Genomic DNA, 17,499 nt, shown 5'->3' with positions numbered 1-17,499 from the left:
AGCACGCCGGCCATGATGATTTCCGATCTTTCGATCAAACGTCCGGTGCTGGCCACCGTGATGAGCCTGCTGCTGATCGCGCTGGGCGTGATGTCCTTCACCCGCCTCACGCTGCGTGAACTGCCGGCGATCGATCCGCCGGTGGTGTCGGTGCGGGTCACCTACCCGGGCGCCTCCGCCGCCGTGGTGGAAAGCCGCGTGACGCAGGTGCTGGAAGATGCGGTCAGCGGCATCGAAGGCGTTGAAACGCTGGAATCGCGCAGCGAGAACGGGCGCTCCAGCCTGACCATCGAATTCACCCTGCAACGCGACATCGAAGCCGCCGCCAACGACGTGCGCGACGCCATCAGCCGGGTCCAGAACCGCATTCCGGACGAGGCCGACCCGCCGCGCATCGAAAAGGTCGAAGCCGACGCCGACGCCATCCTGTGGCTCAACATGAGCGCCACCACGATGGATACGCTGGAGCTGAGCGATTACGCCGACCGCTATGTCGTGGACCGGCTCTCGGCGCTGGACGGCGTGGCCACGGTGCGCATCGGCGGCGAGCAGCGCTATGCGATGCGCATCTGGCTGGACCGCGAAGCGCTGGCCGCACGCGGCCTGACCGTGACCGATGTGGAAAACGCGTTGCAGCGCGAGAACGTGGAGTTGCCGGCCGGCCGCATCGAGTCCGCCGACCGCGATTTCACCCTGCGCGTGGCGCGCAACTATCTGGAACCGGAAGACTTCGCCGCGCTGGTGCTGCGCAAGGGCGAGGACGGTTATCTGGTCCGGCTGGGCGACGTCGCGCAGGTGGAACGCGCCTCGGCTGAACGTCGCTCCTACTACCGCAGCAACGGCCAGCCCAACGTCGGACTTGGCATCGTCAAGACCTCCACCGCCAACGCCCTGGACGTGGCCCGCGCAGCCAAGGCCGAAGCCGTGGAGATCCAGCGCTCGCTGCCCGAGGGCGTGCAGATTTTTTCCGCATTCGACAACACCGTATTCATCGAGGCGGCGGTCGAGCGCGTCTACTGGACCCTGGCCGAGGCGATGGCGCTGGTGCTGGTCGTGATCTTCCTGTTCCTGGGCAGCCTGCGCACCGCGCTGGTGCCGGCGGTGACGGTACCGGTGTGTCTGGTGTCGGCCTTCATCGCGCTGTTCGCCTTCGGTTTTTCGATCAACCTGCTGACCCTGCTGGCACTGGTGCTGTGCATCGGGCTGGTGGTGGACGATGCCATCGTGGTGCTGGAAAACATCCAGCGCCGTTGCGATCTGGGCGAACCGCCACTGGTGGCCGCGATCCGTGGCACCCGCCAGGTCGGCTTCGCGGTGATCGCCACCACGGCGGTACTGGTCGCGGTGTTCCTGCCGGTGGGCTTCATGGAAGGCAATACCGGCCGCCTGTTCCGCGAACTGTCGGTGGCGCTGGCGGCAGCGATCTCGATTTCGGCCTTCGTCGCGCTGACGCTGACGCCGATGATGTCCTCCAAACTGGTGCGCCCGCAGCGGGAGGTCGGCGGCCTGGTCGGCTGGATCAACCGGCGCCTGAAACAGCTTTCGCAAACCTATCGCCGCCAGGTCGAACGCACCAGCAGGAAGCCGTTGCTGTTCGCGCTGCTGATGCTCGGCGCGCTCGGCCTGAGTCTGCTGCTGGGCGGCCAGGTACCGAACGAACTGGCGCCCCCCGAGGATCGCGGCGCGTTCTTCATCAGCGTGCAGGGACCGGAAGGCGCCGGCTTCGACTACAGCGTGCAGCAGATCGCCCAGGTGGAAGCCCTGATGATCCCGATGACCAGCCCCGAGCATACGCTGGACCGGGTCAACACCCGCGTACCCGGCGGCTTTGGCGGCAGCGAGGAAATGCATACCGGCATGGCGATGGTGTTCCTGAAGGGCTGGCGCGAGCGTGATGTCAGCACCGCGCAAGTGGTTGAAGAAGTGCGCGAAGTGCTGGCCGAAATCCCCGGCGTGCGGGCACTGCCGCAGGTGCGGACCGGACTGGTGCGTAGCCGTGGCCAGCCCTTCAACGTCGTCATCGGCGGCCCGGATTACGAGGAACTGGCGCAGTGGCGCGACCGCATCCTGGCGCGTGCCGTGGAAAATCCCGGCCTGTTCGCGGTCGACTCGGACTACAAGGAAACCCGTCCGCAGGTGCGCGTCCATATCGACCGCAACCGCGCCGCCGATCTCGGAATTTCGGTGCAGGACATCGGCCGCACGCTGGAAACCATGATGGGCTCGCGCCGCGTCACCACCTTCGTCGATGCCGGCGAGGAATACGATGTGATGCTGCAGGCACGCGCCGACGACCGCAGCGACCCGGCCGATCTGGAAAACATTCACGTGCGCACCCGCAGCGGCGACCTGGTGCCGCTGGCCAGCGTCGTGACCCTGAGCGAACTGGCCGAACCCGGCTCGCTCAACCGCTTCAACCGGCTGCGCGCGATCACCGTGTCCGGCGGCCTGGCGCCGGGCTACACCCTGGGCGAGGCCATCGCCTGGGTGCAGCAGGTCGCGGCCGAGGAACTGCCGGACGTGGCGCAGATCGATTTCAAGGGCGAATCGCGCGAATATCTTCAGGCCGGCGGCGCGGTGATGTTCACCTTCCTGATGGCGCTGCTGATCGTGTACCTGGTGCTGGCGGCGCAGTTCGAGAGCTTCATCCACCCCATCGTCATCATGCTGACGGTGCCGCTGGCGGTGCTGGGCGCGCTGATCGGGCTGTGGATCACCGGTGGCTCGCTCAATCTTTTCAGCCAGATCGGCATCGTGATGCTGGTCGGACTGGCAGCCAAGAACGGCATCCTGATCGTGGAATTCGCCAATCAGCTGCGTGACGAAGGCCGCAGCGTCGACGAGGCCATCGCCGAGGCCGCTTCGGTGCGCCTGCGCCCGATCCTGATGACCTCGATCGCCACCGTCGCCGGCGCGATTCCGCTGGTCGCGGCCGGCGGGCCGGGCTCGGCCAGCCGCAGCACGGTCGGTGTGGTGCTGATCTTCGGCGTGTCCTTCTCCACCCTGCTGTCGCTGTATGTGGTGCCGGCGTTCTACCGGCTGCTGGCGCCACGCACCCGTTCGCCGCAGGCGCTGGCACGCGAAATCGAAGTACTGGAACAACAATCCCGAGCCGTTGGAGGCCATGGATGAGCAAGGACCCGGTTTGGCCGAAACTGCCACGCGGCGGCCCGCGCCCGGACAAGCGCGCACGGGAAGCCGCGCGCCGCGCTGCCGCACACACCACCCCACCACCGCAAACGCCCGACAGCGATGAATCCACCTCTGCACGCAGCGCGCCATACGCTGCTGTGCAGCGGCGTGAGGAACTGCGCGTCTTCGGCCTCAACGCCAGCCTGGCCGCCTTCGCCGCGCGCCCGCAGGATCTGCGCAAGGCCTGGCTCAGCGAAGCCCGGATTCCACTGCTGCGCGAGCTGATGGCCTGGTGTGTCAAGCATCGCCTCGGCTACCGCGTCGTGGCCGACGAGGATCTGGCCAAGCTCACCGGCAGCCAGCACCACGAAGGTGTCTGCCTGCAGATGCGGCGCCCGCCGGAACTGGCGCTGGAAGAATTTCTGGCATCGCTTCCCGCCAATGAAGCGGCCTGCCTGCTGTGGCTGGACGGTGTCGGCAACCCGCACAACTTCGGTGCGGTCCTGCGCAGCGCGGCGCACTTCGGCATCGCCGCCGTGCTGCTGCCGCACGACTCGGAACTGGCCCTGTCCGGTGCCGCCTGCCGCGTCGCCGAAGGTGGCGCCGAAGCGGTGCCGCTGGTACGGCTGGAAGCACAGGAACAGGCCGTCGAGGCCCTGCAACGCGCCGGTTTCAGCCTGGCCGCGACCCTGCCGCGCGGCGGTGATTCGCTGTTCGAAGCAGAACTGCCGCCACGTACCGTGTTCGTGCTCGGTGCCGAACGTGAAGGCATGCAACAGTCCCTGATCGAACGCTGCCGGCAACGCCTCAGCATCCCCGGCAGCGGCCGGGTCGAGAGCCTCAACATCGCCAGCGCGGTCGCGGTGCTGCTGGCCGCGTTTTCTTCACGCAACCCTTCACGCCACCGCTGAAACATTCCGGGTATGCCCGGATATTTGATGAAAAGGGCACACCAGAGCGCACGAATTCCGCAAACATCCGGGCTAGACTTGCACCAAACCATCCCGAGGGCATCAGCCATGTCCGCACCGGGCGCACGCAGACCCTTCATCAGCATCGAAGACTATCTGGCCGGCGAAGCCGATGGCGAACAGCGCCACGACTATATCGACGGGCAGGTCTATGCCATGACCGGCGCCAGTGATCGGCACGGTCTGATTCTCAATGCGCTGGCCTATGCCATGACGCCCGCCGCACGGCGCAAGGGCTGCCAACTGTTCACTTCGGACATGAAAGTCCGCGTGGATATCGCCGACAAGACCAGCTTCTACTACCCTGACCTGATCCTGTCCTGCGACCCGCAGGATCGGGAAAAATACTTCCGGCGCGCACCCTGCCTGCTGGTGGAAGTACTTTCCGAATCCACCGCCCGCGTGGACCGGCGCGAAAAGCTGCTGGCCTACCAGACCCTGCCCAGCCTGCAAGGCTATCTGCTGGTGGAGCAGGACCTCGCACGGGTGGAGCTGTACCGCCGCGACACTGGCTGGCGCGTGCAGGAAGTCGAGCAGGGCGACATCATGCTGCCCTGCCTGGACACGCCGCTGTCGCTGCCGGACATCTATCAGGACGTGACCTTCCCGGCCGCAACCTGAAGCCGTCGCGCATCCCGCCGTCAGATGGAACCGTTCATCCCGGCCGCGCTAAGGTTCCGGGGTTTTTCATCGCCGGAAATCCTCCATGCCTCCGATGCTCCGCCCGCTCCGCACAGGCCAGCTCCGCACCAGTCTGTTCCTCAGCTGCCTGCTGCTCGCTACCCTGCCCTGCTCCGCTGCCGTGGCCGCTTCAACACCGCAGTTCGACGTGGACTATCGCGTCGCCTTCCTGCCCGAAGACGGCGAGGCCAAAGTCACGATCACGATCAGGCCGGACGATGCCCGCGTCAGCCGCCTGGTATTCACGATGCCCGAAGAGCGCTACTCGCATATCGAGGGCGATGGCGATATCGAACGCGACGGTGAACAGCTGCGCTGGCAACCGCCGCGCAAGGGTGGCAGCCTGGACTACCGCTACCGCATCGACAAGAAGCGCAGCAACGGCGCCTACGATGCACGCATCACCAAGGACTGGGTGATCGTGCGCGGCGATCATCTGGTGCCTTCGGCGCGTGTCACCGCCACCCGGGATGCACGTTCCAACGCACGCCTGTATCTGGATCTGCCCGCTGGCTGGAGCCACGCCGACACCCCTTGGCGCACGGCACCGGATGGCGAAGGCTTTATCGTGGTGAACCCGGGCCGCGTGCTGGCCCGGCCCACTGGCTGGATGATTGCCGGCGACATCGGCACCCGGCGCGACACCGTGGAAGGCATGGAAATCAGTGTCGCCGCACCCAAGGGCCTGTCGACCCACCGCATGGATCTGCTGGCGATGGTCACCGCCACCGCGCCAGTGATGCTGGACGCCTTCGGCGCACTGCCGGAAAAGATTCTCGTGGTACGCGCCGGCGACCCGATGTGGCGCGGCGGCCTGTCCGGCCCACGTTCGCTGTGGATGCACGCCGACCGCCCGCTGATCAGCGAAAACGGCTCCTCCACGCTGATGCATGAAGTGGTGCACGTGGTCACCCGCATCCGGGGCGCCAAGGGCGACGACTGGATCGCCGAGGGCATCGCCGATTACTACGGCATGGAGATGCTGCACCGCGCCGGGCTGCTGAGCCAGGCGCGCTTCGACAAGGCCATCGCCTGGATGCGCCGCCACGGCCGCGATATCAAAACCCTGCACGCGACCAATTCATCCGGCCCGCGCAGCGCCCGCGCGGTGGCGCTGTTCGCTGACCTGGACAAGGAAATCAGGGGGCGCAGCAAGGGGCGCAACAGTCTGGACGAAGTCGCACGCGAACTGATGCGCGATGGCGAACGCGTCTCCACCGCCGATCTGCGCCAGGCCGCCGAAGCCGCGATTGGCGCTCCATCAAAAACCCTGAAAACGTCGCTGCTGGATTGACCTGACCTGCACCCATACTCTCGACCTGAACCCTTCTCGCCAGGAAAGCCGATGGCTCCCTCTCCCCATCATTGATGGGAAGCGAACGGGTTTTCCGCTGGCGTAGCCGCAAGCCCGTCAGCGCCTGCCGACATGCAGATCGGCAAGCCAGGGCGCCAAAGTAGCGCTCGCCCCCTCACCCTCTCCCCCGCAAGCGGAGGAGAGGGAAACAACAAGGCTCATCACCGTCCCGGCGATTCGCCGCTTTTATCCGGGCGATGCAACACCACGTCGGATTCGGCCATCAGCCACGCGAACACCGCGTAGGCCGCGACGTTCTGGTCCAGCGCCGCAGCCTCGACCTTGTCCAGGGTGTCGTTGTGGGTGTGGTGGTAATCGAAGTAATCAGTCCCGTCCTGCGCCAGCCAGGCCCAGGGCATGCCGCGTTGCGCAATCGGGATCAGATCCGGGCCGGGACCGCCCTTGCCGGGCATGTAATCGATGCCCAGCGGTGCCAGCGCCTGCGCGATCTGTTCCAGTACGCGCTGCGCCTGCGGCGGCGGTTCGCTCGTTGCGAAGGCGTAGATGCGCCCGGCACCGAAATCGCTTTCCACCCCAACCACATGCTCCGCGATGCGCTCGCCATGCGCATCGGCATAGGCGCGCCCACCGATCAGGCCCTGCTCCTCGTTGGCGAAGGCCACCACGCGGATGGTGCGGCGCGGGCGCTGCGGCAACGCCGCGATCAGCGCTGCGGCACGCACCGTGATCGCCACGCCGGCGGCATTGTCGATCGCGCCGGTGCCCAGATCCCAGGAATCCAGGTGCGAACCCAGCAGGATGATCTCGTCGGGGCGCTCGCGTCCGCGAATCTCGGCGATCACATTGGCCGATTCGTATTCTGCGCCCATGCCGACATCGATATCCAGGCGCAGCTTCACCGGCTCGCCCCGGCGCAGCATGTTGGACAGCAGATCGGCATCGGGATTGGACAGCGCCGCTGCCGGAATCTGGCGCACGTCGTCCTCGTAACGGGTCATGCCGGTATGCGGGAAACGGTCGCTGTCGGTGCCGATCGAACGCAGCAGGAAGGCCACCGCGCCATGCCTGGCCGCGACCGAAGCACCCTTGCCGCGCGCCGCCACCGCCGCACCGTAACCACTACCGTCGCGGAACCGTTCCATGCGGTGGCTGACATAGGCGATCCTGCCCAGCAGGCTGCCTTCCGGCGCTGCTTCCAGATCCGCCAGCGTGGCGAACTCGACGACTTCGGCCTCCAGCGGCTGCCCGCCGGTACCGACACTGCGGCCCAGCGCAGCCAGATGCAGCGGCTGCGGGAACGGTGACAGCACTTCGGCCCGTTCGTGGCCGCGACGCCAGACCGGAAAGCGCACCGGCTCGCTGTAGACCCGGTCGAAACCGAAACCGCCGAACTTCTCCACTGCCCAGGCCACCGCGCGCGCGTCGGCCTCGGTGCCGGCCATGCGCGGGCCGACTTCGGTGGTCAGCGACTCGACCACTTCCCAGGCACCACTGCCGGCCAGCGCCTGTGCACGCAGTTGCGCGGCCACGTCCAGCGCAGCTTCCGGCAGCGGCGCGACAGCCTCGCCACCCTGCGCTTCGCCGGCCTGCGCCTCGCCTGCTTCGGCCAATCCCGGCAACAGCAGGGCTCCTGCCAGCAGCATCCGTCCCAACGTCCAGTTCATCAAGCACCTCCAAAACGAAGGTGGCGCCACACGGGCGCCACCGGAAAGTCCTCTGTACCGTAACGGCACCACCACATCGCGTCAGGCGTCGCGCCCGGCCTGTTGGCGCAGCAGATCGCGGATTTCGGTCAACAGCTGCTGATCCGCCGTCGGGCCTTCCGGCTCGGCCGGGGCTGCTTCCTCTTCCTTGTGCAGCGAATTGATGACCTTGATCACCATGAAGATCGCAAACGCGATGATGATGAATTGGATCAGCGTGTTGATGAAATCACCAATGCCGATGGTCACCGCCGGAATCACTTCGCCGGCCGCATCGGTGGTCGCCTGTTTGAGCGTGATCGCCCATTGGGAAAAATCCACCCCACCGATCAGCAGGCCAATCGGCGGCATGATGACCTGATCCACCAGCGAACTGACGATCTTGCCGAACGCGCCACCGATCACGACACCGACCGCCAGATCGATGACATTGCCGCGCATCGCGAAATCCTTGAACTCCTGCAACATGCCCATGGGCCAGATACTCCTTAGGTGTTTCGGGGAAGTGCGCCGGGGCGCAGCGACAATCTACAACGGTTGTGCAGCGGCGGCGATGCTGCCGGCAAGTGTGGCGAAGCCCTCGATACCGGCTTCCCAACGGTCACCCGGATGCAGCGCCGCGACGCCCGCAGGGGTCCCCATGAACACCAGATCGCCGGCGCGCAGTTCGAAGCGCAGCGACAGCTCGTGCAGGATATCGGCCACGTCGAACACCATGTCCGACAGCGGCGCAGCCTGGCGCCGCTGGCCATTGACCGACAGCCACAACAGCGCATCGGCATCCGGCACCCGCGCCGTCTTCGGCACGATCGCCGAAATCGGTGCGGAACGGTCGAAACCCTTGGCCACATCCCACGGCAGGCCCTTGGCCTTGGCGGCGGCCTGCAGATCGCGCCGGGTCAGATCCAGACCGAGCGCATGGCCGTAGATGTAATGTCCGGCGTCCTCGCGCGCGATCACGCCGGATGCATCGCGACCGATCGCCACCACCAGTTCCACTTCGTGATGCAGATCGGTAGTGGCACTGGGATACGGCTGCTCGCCGCCGCCAGGCAGGATCGCATCGGCCGGTTTGCAGAAGAACACCGGCGTGCCGCGATCCACCTCCATGCCCATTTCCCGCGCGTGGTCGGCGAAATTGCGGCCCACGCAATAGATGCGGTGCACTGGAAACGATGCAGCCTGATTTTCCACCGGCACCAGCGGAATCGGCGGCACGGGAATCGCGAACTCGGCCATGGGGTCACCTTTCAACGGGAGGCCGCCATGTTCGCGTAAAACCCGGCACAGGCAAAGCCGGGAAATGCACGCCCCCCAGTTTCGGCAATCGCCGGCCATGCTGTGCGGCAGTTGGCAGAATCGCGCCAAACCGTTAAGGTTCAACTGGTTCATTTCTCCCCATCACGGCTCGCCTTCCGCCTCCGATGACCACACCCCGCACCGCATTGATCGTCGACGACGAACGCGACATCCGCGAACTGCTGGTATTGACCCTGGGACGCATGGGCCTGCGCGTGGACACCGCCGCCGACGTGGCCCAGGCCCGCGCGATGCTGGAAGCCAACCGCTACGACCTGTGCTTCACCGACATGCGGCTGCCGGACGGCTCGGGTCATTCGATCATCGAACTGATCGCGCAACGCTTCCCCGAAACCCCGGTGGCGATGATCACCGCGCACGGCAATGTCGATGCCGCGGTGGAGGCGCTGAAGGCTGGCGCGTTCGATTTCGTTTCCAAACCGGTCGATCTGGCGGTGCTGCGCCGCCTGGTACAGAACGCGCTGCGGCTGGGCGAGGAACGCCGTGCCCAGCACGACAACAGCAGTGCCAGCCGCCTGCAAGGCGAATCCCCGGCGATGCAGGCGCTGCGCGCCACCATTGCCAAGGTCGCGCGCAGCCAGGCGCCGGTCTACATCAGCGGCGAATCGGGCGTCGGCAAGGAACTGGTCGCGCGCCTGATCCATGAACAGGGTCCGCGCGCAGCCGGGCCATTCGTGCCGGTCAACTGCGGTGCAATCCCGGCCGAGCTGATGGAAAGCGAATTCTTCGGCCACAAGAAGGGCAGCTTCACCGGCGCCCATGGCGACAAGGAAGGCCTGTTCCAGGCCGCACATGGCGGCACCCTGTTCCTTGACGAAGTCGCTGAGCTGCCGCTGCACATGCAGGTGAAACTGCTGCGCGTGATCCAGGAAAAATCCGTCCGCCCGGTCGGCGCCAATATCGAATCCCCGGTTGATGTGCGCATCCTCTCGGCCACGCACAAGAATCTGGCGCAGCTGGTCGAGGAAGGCCGCTTCCGCCACGACCTGTTCTACCGCATCAACGTCATCGAGCTGGTGGTGCCGCCGCTGCGCCAGCGTCACGCCGACATTCCCGGCCTGGCGCAATCGATCCTGGCCCGGCTGGCAGCCGAACTGGGCGAAACCCCGCCGGTCATCACGCCACAGGCGATGGCGCAGCTGACCGCCTACCCCTTCCCCGGCAACGTGCGCGAACTGGAAAACATCCTGGAACGCGCGCTGGCGCTGTCCGACGGCTCGGAAATCGACCCGGACGACCTGCGCCTGCCGATGCCGCGCGACGTGGAAACCGCACTGCCTGCCGAGAACACACCGGACCCTTACAGCGGCGCACTGGCACGCCCGGCGTTCGTCACCGGCCAGCAGCCCGCGGTCCCGACCGACCTGCCCGACTACATCGAGCGGATGGAGCGCGACGTCATCATGAAGGCGCTGGAAGAGTGCCGCTACAACAAGACCCGCGCCGCCGCCAAACTCGGCATCACCTTCCGCGCGCTGCGCTACAAGCTGAAGAAGCTGGGCATCGATTGAGTGCCCGCCCCGCGGGTGGACGCCGCGGCATTTCTCCCTTCGCGCCCATCTGCGATGTGGGCTCCTGTAGCAGGCTCCTGCGGTGAAAACGGGCATCAGCCCCGCAGCAGCAGGAAATCCGGGCTGGCGACCAGGCGCAGCGCGTCCAGCCGCACGCGGGCCTCGGGAATAGCCTGGCGCAGCGCGTCCCGTTCTTCCCGCAGCGCGCTGATTTCCTCCGGATGCACCGCCGGATTGACCCGCGCCAGGGCTTCGAGCCGGGTGATTTCCTCGCCTAGCAGGGCCTCGGCGTCGGCCAGCGCCTGCGCAATCGCGGCTTCCGCTCGCTTGTTAGCCAGCCGCTGTGCGGTTTCCAGCATCGGTGGCACCAGCGTCATCAGGATCTTGCGCTGGCGGCCCAGATCGATCGGGCGCTCGCCGGCACGCTGCAATGCACGGGCACTGGGCGCGTAATCGCTGCGGTCGGCCATGCGGGTGTCGACCACACTGCGCAGCGGCAGCGCCGGCAGATAGCGCGCCACGTTCAGATACCGTGGCGCCACGCATTCCAGCACGTAGACCGCTTCCAGCAACACGCTGCGCGAGGGCAGCATGTCGTCGATCAGCACCGCGGCGTTGCCGGTTTCCGATGACAGCAACAGCTCCTGCGCCGAGCGCAGCATCGGGTGGTCATCACGCAGATAGAGCAGGTCATCACGCGCCAGCGCGGTGGCACGATCGATCGTGGCCTGGCGCGGGCCGGACTTGAATTCCTCGAACGCATCCAGCGTCAGATGCTCGGGATCGAGCAGCAGCACGTGCGGTTCCAGCGCCTCGTTCTGCACCCCGAACTGTTCCAGCAGGCGCCACGGGAAATCCTCGATGGCCGAGTCGCGGTCGTCACGCGCCAGTGCATCGCGCAGCAGGCTCTGGTCGGCGCCACGGCGGCTGGCCAGTTCCAGCAGGCGGTCGCGGCCCTGCGCGATCAGTTCGATCAGGCGCGCGTGTTCGCGCCGGGTATCGTCCAGCAGCGGTGCGAACGCGGCCTCGCGCGCCTCGCCCGGGCCGTAGTCGCTGATCAGTTGCAGCAGTCGATCAGCGAACAGGCGCATCAGCTCGCGGCCATCGGCGCAAACCCGCGCGAATGCATCCAGGCCTTCGTCATACCAGCGCAGCAACACCTCCTGCGCACTGCCCTGCACCGCCGCGACGTGGATATTGACGTCGCCGCGCTGGCCGATGCGGTCGAGCCGACCGATGCGCTGCTCCAGCATGTCCGGGTCCAGCGGCAGATCCCACAGCAGCACATGCTGGGCGAACTGGAAGTTGCGTCCTTCGGCACCGATTTCCGAGGCGATCAGCAGACGCGCGCCATCGGGCTGCGCGAACCAGGCGGCGTTGCGGTCGCGCTGCAGCAGGTTCATGTCCTCGTGGAAGCGCGCCAGCGCCACGCCACTGCGGGTACGCAGCGCGTCTTCCAGCGCCTGCACCTTGGCGCGTGAACGGCACAGCAGCAGCACCTTCTCCGGCGCCAGCGTGTCGAGCCGTTCCAGCAGCCAGTCCAGACGCGGATCGTGGCTGTAGTCGTGCTCGGGCTCCAGATGGCCGGGCGCACCGACATCGGCCAGGAATTCGGCCCGCAGGCAGCCGAACAAGGCCGGGTCCTCGTCGTGCGCTTCGATGCTGTGCACGTGCTTGACCCGCTGCGGGAAACCGCCCACCGCAGCGCGGCGGTTGCGGATCATCACCCGACCGGTACCGTGCCGGTCGATCAGGATATCGACCAGACGCTGTGCCGCCGCCGCGTCACCGCCCGCGATGCGGGCCAGCAGATCCGGCAGCAGCGTGGCGTCCTCACCGAGCATTTCGGCCAGGGCGCCGTGGTCGTGTTCGTCCAGCGATTGTCCATCGAGCAGTTTTTCCACCGTGCCCGACAGCGCGACAAAGCGCGCGGTTTCGGCTTCGAATGCCTCCAGGCTGTGGTAGCGCGCCGGATCCAGCAGGCGCAGGCGGGCGAAATGGCCGCCAAGGCCGAGCTGTTCCGGCGTGGCGGTCAGCAAAATCACGCCGGGCATGCGTTCGGTCAGGTTCTGGGCCAGAGCGTACTCGGGACTGGGTTGGCCCGGCTCCCACGCCAGATGGTGGGCCTCGTCGATGACGACCAGGTCCCAACCGGCTTCCAGCACCTGCACCGCGCGCTTGGCATCGTTCGCGAGCCAGCTGGTTGCGGCGATGACGCCCTGCTCGTCCTCGAACGGATTGCGCCCATCGCCGGCCATTTCGATCGCTTCGCAGCGCTCGGCATCGAAGATCGCGAAATCCAGGTTGAAGCGGCGCCGCATCTCGACAAACCACTGATGCACCAGGCTTTCCGGCACCAGCACCAGCACCCGTTCGGCGCGCCCGGAAGCCAGTTGCTGGGCGATGATCAGGCCGGCCTCGATGGTTTTGCCCAGCCCTACCTCGTCGGCCAGCAGCAGCCGTGGCGGGCGCCGCTCGGCGGCGATCTCGGCCACGCGCAACTGGTGCGGAATCACATCGATGCGCGCCGCCAGCACACCCCAGCCCGGATGCTGCAAGGCATCGGCGCGGCGCTGCAGCAGTTCGCAACGGAACTGGAACTGGTCGTTGCGGTCCACGCGCCCGGAAATCAGCCGCGCATCGGCCTGTGACACCGGCTGCTGCGCATCGAGCTGGCCTTCGTGGAAGGTCTCGCCATCAACCTCGTAGCTGATCAGACCCTGATCCAGCACCACGCCGCGTACCGCCCATTCACGCCCATCCACACGCATGGTGTCCCCGACGCGGAACTCGGCGCGCGCCAGCGGGGCGGATTCGAAGGCGTACTGGCGCACCACGCCGGTACCGGTGAACACGATCTGCACGGAGCGGCCAGCCAGCCGCATCACCGTGCCCAGGCCCAATTCGGGCTCAGCGGTGGAGAACCAGCGCTGTCCAGGAACGAAATTTGTCATCCGGTTATTTTACGCCGCCCGCAGCCGGGGCGACCATGTCTTGACGGCGACACACTGTGTGTTCCACCCATCGCCGGAGCATCAGCGGGGCGCTGTCAGGTGGCCGGAAAGCTCACAGCAACGGGCGTTCCGGCGTTTCTTCGGGCGTGTCGATGGCGGGCGCATCCGCGCTGTCGTCCGCGTCGGTGTCCGGCAGCCGCTTGCGCGCATCGGCACCGAGGCGGCGCAGCTTGTCGACCCGACCGACCAGATTGCCGCGCCCGGCACTGATGCGCTTGACCGCCGTGGCGTGGGTGCGCAGCGCGCGTTCCATCTGTTCGCCGACCTGGGTCAGTTCGTTTTCCAGCATCACGAAGCTGTCATGCAATGCGCCGGCCTGACGCGCGATTTCCTGCGCGTTGAGGTTGCGATCCTCCAGGCGCCACAGATGCGCCACGGTGCGCAGCGTGGCCAGCAATGTGCTCGGGCTGACCAGCGCGATGTTGCGCTCCAGCGCGTAACCGTAAAGCCCGTCGTCGCGCCGCAGCGCCTCGATGAAAGCCGCTTCCACCGGCACGAACATCAGCACGAAATCCAGCGTGCGCAGGCCCGGCACGCTGGCATAGTCACGCTTGCCCAGCCCGTCGATATGGCGCCGCAGCGAACCCAGATGCTCCTTCATCGCCTGTTCGTAGGGTGCTTCCTCGGTGCAGGCCAGGGCGCGGTCCCAGGCGGTCAGCGAGACCTTGGCGTCGATCACCAGATCCTTTTCATCGGGCAGGCGCACGATCACATCTGGGCGAGGACGGCTGCCGTCCTCGCCCTTGAACACCTGCTGCAATTCGTAGCCCCGGCCCTGTTGCAGGCCGGACATTTCCAGCAGCCGTTCCAGCACCAGTTCGCCCCAGGCGCCCTGGGTGCGGCTGTCGCCCTTCAGCGCGCGCGCCAGATTCGCGGCCTCGGCGGTGATCTGCTGGTTGAGCTGCTTCAGCGACTGGATTTCCACGTTGGTGCCCTGCACCACCTGGTTGAACTGGTTGAGCTGCTCGCGCAGCGGTGCCAGCAGGTTGCCGATCTGCTTTTCGCTGCGCTCGTCGAAATGCCGCACTTTTTCTTCCAGCAATCCGCTGGCCAGTTGCGCCAGTTCGGCCTTCAGCCGGTCATCGAATTCGCGCAGGCGCTGCTCGGTGGCTTCGCGCTGCTCCTGCAGGCGGGTCGAAAGTTCGGCCACGCGCGCCTGGGATTGGCTGGCGGCATCGCTGGCTTCGCGCAGCCTGGCTTCGAGCTGCAACGCGCGCGCTTCCATCTGCGCGGCGCGTTCGGCCTGCGCGGCGAGCGCCGCACGTTCGTCGGAAAGCAGATCGGCACGTTCGCGCAGGCGCACCAGCTCGGCGGTGTCGGTCTGCAGGCGCTGGGCCAGTTCGGCGATGCGCGCGCGCGCGGCCTCCAGATCATGTGCCAGCGCCACGCGCTCGGGTTCGGCCGCGGCGCGGCCCTGCTGCCATGCGCGGCGGATCGCATGGCGGCGCTCAATCGCCAGTGCGACCAGCGCGATCAACAGCATGGCGGCCAGCGCCGACAATACGGCCGGGGACATCAGAGTCTGCAGGTTCATGCGTCCATTCTATCCAGCCGCGTCGCAGCAGCTGAGACACGATGCCTCACAGCGCCATGCCGGCGGCGTGGCCCGATGCCCAGGCCCACTGGAAGTTGTAACCACCCAGCCACCCGGTGACATCCACCACCTCGCCGATGAAATACAGCCCGGGCACCTGGCGCGACTGCATGCTGCTCGAGGACAGGCCATCGGTATCCACACCACCCAGCGTGACTTCGGCGGTGCGATAGCCTTCGGTGCCGCTGGCCACCAGCGGCCAATCGGACAGCTGCGCGGCCAGTGCCCGCAACGCCGGTGCATCGAACTGGCGCATCGGGCGGCTGCCCAGCCAGCGTTCGCACAGGCGCTGGGCGAAGCGCTTGGGCAGCTGCTCGGCCAGCACATTGCGCAGCTCCGCCGCAGGCCGCGCGGCCTGCTCCTCCTGCAGCCACGCCAACGCATCGACGCCGGGCAGCAGGTCCAATCGCAGTTCATCACCGGGCTGCCAGTAGGACGAAATCTGCAGGATCGCCGGCCCGCTGACGCCGCGATGGGTCAGCAGCATCGCGTTGCTGAATTCGATACCGTTGCAGCGCGCGGTGACCGGCAACGCGATCCCGGCCAGTTCGGCATAGTCTTCGGCGTGGCGCCCGCTCAGCGTCAACGGCACCAGGCCAGCGCGCGTGGGCAACACCTCATGGCCGAAGCGGCGCGCCAGTTCGAAACCAAAACCGGTGGCACCCATGCGCGGAATCGACAGACCACCGCTGGCCACCACCAGCGCCGGCGCGCGCAGCACGCCCTGGCTGGTGCGCAGCATGAAGCCGTCGCCTTCGTGTTCGACCTGCCCCACCGTGCAATTGGTGCGAATTTCGACACCGGCCGCCGCGCACTCATCCAGCAGCATCTGCACGATCTGGCGCGAAGACTCATCGCAGAACAGCTGGCCCAGTTCCTTCTCGTGCCAGGCGATGCGGTGGCGTTCGACCATGTCGAGAAAGTGCCAGGGCGTGAAACGCGCCAACGCGGATTTGCAGAAATGCCGGTTCGCCGAGAGGAAATTGGCCGGCGTGATGCCGGTATTGGTGAAATTGCAGCGGCCGCCGCCGGACATCAGGATCTTCTTGCCGCATCGGTTGGCATGCTCGACCACCAGCACGCGACGGCCACGCTGTCCGGCGGTCAACGCGCACATCAGACCGGCCGCACCACCGCCGATCACCAGCGCATCGAAGGACTCGCTCACGCCTGTAGCCCCGCACCGCCGCGCGGGATGTCCACGCCCTGCTCGATTCGATGCTGAAAGATCATCCGGTTATCTGCTCCAAACCATTGGTCATCACCGATCCGCCGATTGCCTCCGCCAACGCCTTGCGGGGCTGTGGCGTGGCGGGCAAAGTCGGGGGCCATCCCGCCATTTTGCCCTTCCACGCTCAACGATGTCCCGCATCCTGGTCCTGCAACACGTCGCCGCCGAGCCGCTCGGCACGCTGGATCCGCTGATCCGCGCACGCGGCCACCGCATCCGCTACGTGAATTTCGAGCGCCAGCCCGAGGCCACGCCGTGCATGGACCGCTACCACGGTCTGATCGTGCTGGGCGGGCCGATGAACGTCGAAGAACACCGCCAGCGCCCGCATCTGCTGACCGAAATGCACCTGATCGAACAGGCCCTGGCGCAGGACAAGCCGGTGCTCGGCATCTGCCTGGGTTCGCAACTGCTGGCGCATGTCCTGGGCGCGCCGGTACGGCGCCACCGCCAGTCGGAAATCGGCTGGTACGACCTGGCCACCACGCCGGCCGGCCGCAACGATCCGGTGCTGCAACCGCTGGGCGAACGTGCGCCGGTGTTCCAGTGGCACAGCTACACCTTCGACATTCCGCGCAGCGCCGAGCATCTGGCGATGACCCGCAGCTGCGAGAACCAGGCCTTCCGTTACGGCAACAATGCCTATGGTTTCCAGTTCCATCTGGAAGTGGACCCGGCGCTGGTCAAGCGCTGGCTGTCACTGCCGGCCTACCGCGAAGAACTGCTCGCCGCCGATCTGGGACACGGGCCGGACGAGGTGGAACGGCTGACGCTGGAACGCGCCGGCCGCATGCGCGATGTGGCTGAACCTGTGTTCGGCAATTTCCTCAACCTGATCGGCCAGCCGCAGCGCCGGATCGCGCTGCGTTCGCACCTGTAGCGCGAAGGTCGACACTGCGCGGGCGCTCGGCTCCCGCTGCGAGCCGTCACCTGGCGGATGAATCCGGCCAGCACTGAATCACCACAGCCGATGCGTTCGACTCCGGCTGCACTGTTCGATTGGGACCCGGCGCCGGAATTCCGGCGC

At 66.7% G+C, this 17,499-nt stretch carries 12 protein-coding genes; 6 read left to right on the top strand and 6 right to left on the bottom strand.

The features are described 5' to 3' along the window. Positions 1-12 precede the first annotated feature (12 nt). The 4 genes from WDB66_RS01870 to WDB66_RS01855 all read left to right on the top strand — a co-directional run bounded on the left by WDB66_RS01870 (position 13) and on the right by WDB66_RS01855 (position 6,078). Positions 13-3,132 carry an efflux RND transporter permease subunit gene (locus WDB66_RS01870; protein WP_339396726.1) on the top strand — a complete coding sequence of 1,040 codons (3,120 nt, stop codon included), beginning with the start codon at positions 13-15 and terminating at the stop codon, positions 3,130-3,132. Next, positions 3,129-4,043 (top strand): TrmH family RNA methyltransferase, encoded by a 915-nt coding sequence (locus WDB66_RS01865; RefSeq protein WP_339396725.1) that lies wholly within the window; start codon positions 3,129-3,131, stop codon positions 4,041-4,043. Before WDB66_RS01870 ends, WDB66_RS01865 begins: the two co-directional genes overlap by 4 nt. A 108-nt stretch (positions 4,044-4,151) precedes the next feature. After that, positions 4,152-4,724 carry a Uma2 family endonuclease gene (locus WDB66_RS01860; protein ID WP_339396724.1) on the top strand — a complete coding sequence of 191 codons (573 nt, stop codon included), beginning with the start codon at positions 4,152-4,154 and terminating at the stop codon, positions 4,722-4,724. Positions 4,725-4,809: 85 nt separating this feature from the next. After that, positions 4,810-6,078 (top strand): hypothetical protein, encoded by a 1,269-nt coding sequence (locus WDB66_RS01855; RefSeq protein ID WP_339396723.1) that lies wholly within the window; start codon positions 4,810-4,812, stop codon positions 6,076-6,078. A 221-nt stretch (positions 6,079-6,299) separates the two neighbouring features. Here WDB66_RS01855 and WDB66_RS01850 read toward each other — a convergent pair whose 3' ends face one another. From WDB66_RS01850 to WDB66_RS01840, 3 genes are all read right to left on the bottom strand, one after another. Beyond that, positions 6,300-7,763 carry a M20/M25/M40 family metallo-hydrolase gene (locus WDB66_RS01850; protein ID WP_339396722.1) on the bottom strand — a complete coding sequence of 488 codons (1,464 nt, stop codon included), beginning with the start codon at positions 7,761-7,763 and terminating at the stop codon, positions 6,300-6,302. Between the two features lie 81 nt (positions 7,764-7,844). Then, complete coding sequence (gene mscL / locus WDB66_RS01845) at positions 7,845-8,276, bottom strand: large-conductance mechanosensitive channel protein MscL (RefSeq protein ID WP_339396721.1); 432 nt, start codon at positions 8,274-8,276, stop codon at positions 7,845-7,847. A 54-nt stretch (positions 8,277-8,330) separates the two neighbouring features. Next, positions 8,331-9,041, bottom strand: coding sequence for a fumarylacetoacetate hydrolase family protein (locus WDB66_RS01840; RefSeq protein ID WP_339396720.1), 711 nt, complete (start codon positions 9,039-9,041; stop codon positions 8,331-8,333). 185 nt (positions 9,042-9,226) lie between these two features. On the opposite strand from WDB66_RS01840, the gene WDB66_RS01835 reads away from it, so the two are divergent. After that, a complete protein-coding gene (locus tag WDB66_RS01835) occupies positions 9,227-10,633 on the top strand; it encodes a sigma-54-dependent transcriptional regulator (protein WP_339396719.1) in 1,407 nt (468 codons plus the stop codon). Between the two features lie 95 nt (positions 10,634-10,728). Here the strand turns inward: WDB66_RS01835 and rapA are convergent, their stop codons facing one another. From rapA to WDB66_RS01820, 3 genes are all read right to left on the bottom strand, one after another. Continuing rightward, positions 10,729-13,587, bottom strand: coding sequence for an RNA polymerase-associated protein RapA (gene rapA, locus WDB66_RS01830; RefSeq protein WP_339396718.1), 2,859 nt, complete (start codon positions 13,585-13,587; stop codon positions 10,729-10,731). Between the two features lie 112 nt (positions 13,588-13,699). After that, entirely contained in the window at positions 13,700-15,181 is a 1,482-nt protein-coding gene (locus tag WDB66_RS01825) for a DNA recombination protein RmuC (RefSeq protein WP_339396717.1), read from the bottom strand. A 46-nt stretch (positions 15,182-15,227) separates the two neighbouring features. Continuing rightward, positions 15,228-16,409: a BaiN/RdsA family NAD(P)/FAD-dependent oxidoreductase gene (locus tag WDB66_RS01820; RefSeq protein ID WP_339396716.1), complete on the bottom strand. Its 1,182-nt coding sequence runs from the start codon at positions 16,407-16,409 to the stop codon at positions 15,228-15,230. A gap of 193 nt (positions 16,410-16,602) precedes the next feature. Here WDB66_RS01820 and WDB66_RS01815 point away from each other — a divergent pair, with 193 nt between their 5' ends. After that, positions 16,603-17,352 carry a type 1 glutamine amidotransferase gene (locus WDB66_RS01815; RefSeq protein WP_339396715.1) on the top strand — a complete coding sequence of 250 codons (750 nt, stop codon included), beginning with the start codon at positions 16,603-16,605 and terminating at the stop codon, positions 17,350-17,352. The last annotated feature ends 147 nt before the right edge of the window (positions 17,353-17,499 follow it).

The organism is Denitratimonas organivorans (assembly GCF_037478135.1).
Lineage (GTDB): Bacteria > Pseudomonadota > Gammaproteobacteria > Xanthomonadales > Xanthomonadaceae > Denitratimonas.
This window is presented reverse-complemented; position numbering and strand designations above follow the sequence as displayed.